The organism is Spiroplasma sp. ald (assembly GCF_044714355.1).
GTDB classification, from domain to species: domain Bacteria; phylum Bacillota_I; class Bacilli_A; order Mycoplasmatales; family Mycoplasmataceae; genus Spiroplasma; species Spiroplasma phoeniceum.
Window position 1 is genome coordinate 1 of sequence record NZ_RXFY01000098.1, and the last position, 3,971, is coordinate 3,971.

Annotated in this window: 5 protein-coding genes and 1 pseudogene; all 6 read right to left on the reverse strand. The window is 26.0% G+C overall.

What is annotated here, in order from left to right; genetic code table 4:
* Positions 1-109 precede the first annotated feature (109 nt).
* A pseudogene (locus tag EHU54_RS04885) lies at positions 110-319 on the reverse strand (PTS transporter subunit EIIB); the annotation flags it as partial.
* A gap of 87 nt (positions 320-406) precedes the next feature.
* On the reverse strand, positions 407-937 hold the full coding sequence (locus EHU54_RS04890) for a hypothetical protein (RefSeq protein WP_400249244.1): 531 nt from the start codon (positions 935-937) through the stop codon (positions 407-409).
* Complete coding sequence (locus tag EHU54_RS04895; RefSeq protein WP_400249245.1) at positions 900-1,322, reverse strand: LacI family DNA-binding transcriptional regulator; 423 nt, start codon at positions 1,320-1,322, stop codon at positions 900-902. The genes EHU54_RS04890 and EHU54_RS04895 overlap by 38 nt, the downstream gene beginning before the upstream one ends.
* Before the next feature lie 244 nt (positions 1,323-1,566).
* The gene (gene yihA / locus EHU54_RS04900) at positions 1,567-2,166 is read right to left on the reverse strand and encodes a ribosome biogenesis GTP-binding protein YihA/YsxC (protein ID WP_353486352.1); all 600 of its coding nucleotides are present in this window, start codon (positions 2,164-2,166) and stop codon (positions 1,567-1,569) included.
* Positions 2,166-2,948, reverse strand: coding sequence for a TrmH family RNA methyltransferase (locus EHU54_RS04905; RefSeq protein WP_400249247.1), 783 nt, complete (start codon positions 2,946-2,948; stop codon positions 2,166-2,168). Before EHU54_RS04905 ends, yihA begins: the two co-directional genes overlap by 1 nt.
* Before the next feature lie 16 nt (positions 2,949-2,964).
* A complete protein-coding gene (locus EHU54_RS04910; protein ID WP_400249249.1) occupies positions 2,965-3,675 on the reverse strand; it encodes a hypothetical protein in 711 nt (236 codons plus the stop codon).
* Positions 3,676-3,971 lie beyond the last annotated feature (296 nt).

Below are 3,971 nucleotides of genomic sequence, written 5' to 3' on the forward strand. Positions count from 1 at the left end.
TCATTAATAAAATCAAATTTATCAAATTTCATAATTTTAGATTCCTATAATTTCTATTTTAAATATATTTTATAGGAATTTTAAAATAACTAGGTTATGCAAGAAGTTTATTATCTAATCCTTCTATTTCCTTTGAATTTGCTTTTGTATTGTCTTTTAAAACTAATCTAATCCGGGAAACACAATGAGTATATGAAATAATATTGTCAATTCCTCCCAACAATGGAATTAACACTGCTATTTCAGTAGTATATGTTTTTTTGCCATAATTTTTATCTCCTGTATGGAATCATTTCCATATCTTGATTATAATACACATTTTTTAAAATATAAACTTATTTTAAAAAAGTTTTAATCTCATAACTTAAACATTCAATTGTTTTATTTTTTGTCATATTATTTCCATCTAAATTTGCTTTAACTTGAGAATTATTTTTGTTGCTAATTCACCATAGTTAATGGCAATATAATAATGTTTTGGTAAAATTGGCAGAAAAAAGTCATTACTATTACAAATATCTGTTAGTAAACTATTAGTAATATTATTTTTCATTAAAAAGGAAATAACAACTTTATAGCAGGTATGTGTCCCTGCAATAATAATTTTATTATTTAAATCAATTGTTTTAACTAATTCTCAAATTATTCCTTCTTGATTCTCAGAAAAAAAGTACGATTGAAATTGATAATTACGACGTTTAAATCAATCAACAACAGTATCATATCGTGCAAATCCAGTTGGTAAATTTGTTACCGGATTCTCACCAATATAAAGAATTTCTTTTTGTTTGTCAAATTCATGATTCAGCGCCATTTCTTGGAGCAAAGCATACATCATTTCATTATCATTAATAAAAACAGTATCCCCTCATTGACGACCATACACAATAATTGGAACATTAATTGTCTGTAAAAAGGGGGCAGATATTTTGGTCATTACTAATCGTAAATAAAATTAAAGCAGCTGGTTTACGGCGAACAATTTCTTGTAAATGTAATAAATAACGATCCTCATCATAAGTTGTTTCAACAACAAAAGGAACTACTTTAGCAAAATCATCATTAATTTGTTTTAAAATTGATTTAACAATAAATGTATTACTACTTGTTAAATCAGGAATTAAAATATATACTTCTAACATTTTCTTTTTAATTGAATGCGCAGCAAAATCAGGCTGAAAATTATATTTTTCCACAACTTTTTGAATTAAAAGACACTTTTCTTGACTAACATAACCGCCATTAAAATAACGTGATACTGTCCCAACACCAACGCCACATTCAGCAGCAATTGTTTTAATTGAAATTTTTTTATTTTTCATTAAAACCTTTTTTTAAAAACCAATTTTGCTTAATAATGGGACTAAATAATAAAAATAGTACACAATCCAGTCATAAGAAAAATTAGATGATAAAACCCTGGGATTTTCTTAAAAATTTTTTGTCAAAGGCCTTTTTCTTTTGTCAATGAAAAACTATTCATGTTAACCACTCCTTATTTGTCATAATTATATGCTAATTTAATAAAAATAGTTTTAATAAGTTTATTAATTTAAAATATTTTAACTATTCATTAAAATTTAATAATTTTGCAAATAATGCTCAACATTCATCACGGGCAATTTTATTTCGACTTGATGTTTTAATAAAATAATCACTATCAGCAAAATTTAATTTAGCTTTAATAATCTTTTCATGCTTTTGAATATCATTCTTTTTGACCTTATCAAGTTTTGTTCCAATTAAAACGGTCAAAATGTTAAAATGTTTTAAATATTGATACATTTCATAATCATCTTGAGTTGGTGGATGACGTAAATCTACTAACAAACAGACAAATTTTAAATTTTGGCGTTGAGTTAAATATTCTTCCATCATTTTTGCAAAATCCATCTTATATTGGTTACCAACTTTTGCAAATCCATATCCGGGTGCATCAACAATTCGAAATTGATTATTATTAATTGCAAAAAAATTTAACATACGGGTTTTCCCAGGAATTTGCGAAACTTTTGCTAATTGGCGTTGATTTGTCAACATATTTAAAAAACTTGATTTACCAACATTACTTTTCCCTAAAAAAGCAATTTCTAATAAATCATCATTAATTCAACCTGCTTTATTAACCGCTGATGTAACATAACTTGCATTTTTAAACTTAAACATTATTTTTTCTCCATCTGACGATTAATTTCATACATTAAAATTGTTCCTGCCTGAGCAACATTTAATGACTCAAGTTGTGAATTAATTTTAATTTGGACATTATAATCACTAATTTCTTGCAATGTGGTGGAAAGGCCATGCCCCTCATTACCCAATGCTAAAATATACCGGTTATTTTGCTTAAACTGACAATTTTGTAAATAAACACTTTTTTGATTTAAACCTGTCGTAATAATTTTATATTGGTTTAATTGGAAGTTTTTAATTTCATTTAAACCAATCTCTTTAATTGCAACTTTAAAAATCGCACCTTGACTAGCACGTAAGACTTTATCATTAAAAAGATCAACAGTATGATTATACAAAATAATATTTGTAAAACCAAAACCAAGGCCAGTTCTGATTAATGTTCCGACATTACCTGGATCTTGAATGTTTTCTAATAAAAGAATATTTTGATTAAATTGAAAATTATTTTGTTCCTTAACCTTCGTTAAATCAACCACACCGATAATATTTTGACTATTTTTGCTTTGACTCAACTTAGTTAAAATTAATTCCGGAACTATTGTTAATAAAATATTATTAAAATTCTTTAATTTTGGTTGATTTACTTTTGTTGTTAAAATTTCAACAACAATATTTTGTTGTAATGCTTCATCAATAATGTTTCATCCTTCAATTAAGGCTAAATTAAATTCTTTTCGGTATTTTTTTTCTTTTAATTTTGCCAATAATTTAATATGTTCATTTTGCGTTGAATTAATTTCTCGATAATTCATAAGATGGGATGCTTTCTTAATTGACATACATAAAACCAACAAGGTATTTTTTGGTTTTTGGGTCATCTCATTTTTCTTTTGTCTTTGCTGTTTCGCGCATTACAACAGCCATTGCTCGGGGGCGTTTTGGTGGATCTTGCATTTTCCCTAATAAAACCGCTAATCCAGACCTATTATTTTTATCATTAATTTCTTTATTATAATCTTCAGCATCCTTAACTCCAATTTGTTTTGCCATAATTTTAACCTTGTTTTTTTCATATCAATGCTGAAATTTTTGATATTTTTCAAAAGACCATTCTTTTTCTTCTCAACCTAAGAAAATGCGGTCTTTCTCTTCATCTCAACTAGTTAAATAATCACGAAAATTTGTTTGTGCAGTTGGTCCTTGTTCCATCATTTTAAAAGTTTGATTAATTGTTTCTTCTAATGTATCATACCCATAACCAATAAAAGCATTACCAATTCAATGATGTTTATAAATTGGTTTTAATGGATTAAGAGGTTCAGTAAATGTAAGAGCATATGCTCAATATTTGTCGTCTGCTTTACTACGAAAAAGTTCATATCCAAATTTTTGATGCTTAATAACAACAGCATCTTTTTTAATTTTACAAACTAAATGCTTAAAAGCTGTTACAATAGAATTAATTTCCCCATCAGTTAATGGTGCCTTTAATTTTGGCTGTTTTAATTTTAAAATATGTTCTGTATAATATGATGGCATTCCCTCAACCTCCTTTTTAGTTAAAATTAACTACTAATTATAATTTTATCTTGGATATTTTGTTAAGTAAAGTAATAATTTGAAATTAACAAACAATCCATTATAATCATAATTTCATAATAATTAAAAAAGGAAATTAATTGGCCGTATAAAAAAATTGGGGTTTTGGAAAAAAACTCGGAAATTGAATAAAAATAATAATTAAACCATTTACTAAAATGGTTTTTTTATTTGTAAACCCATAATTATTAATTAATTCAGAGAAAGGACAGCATCTTAAGTTCTTAAAATAGAAA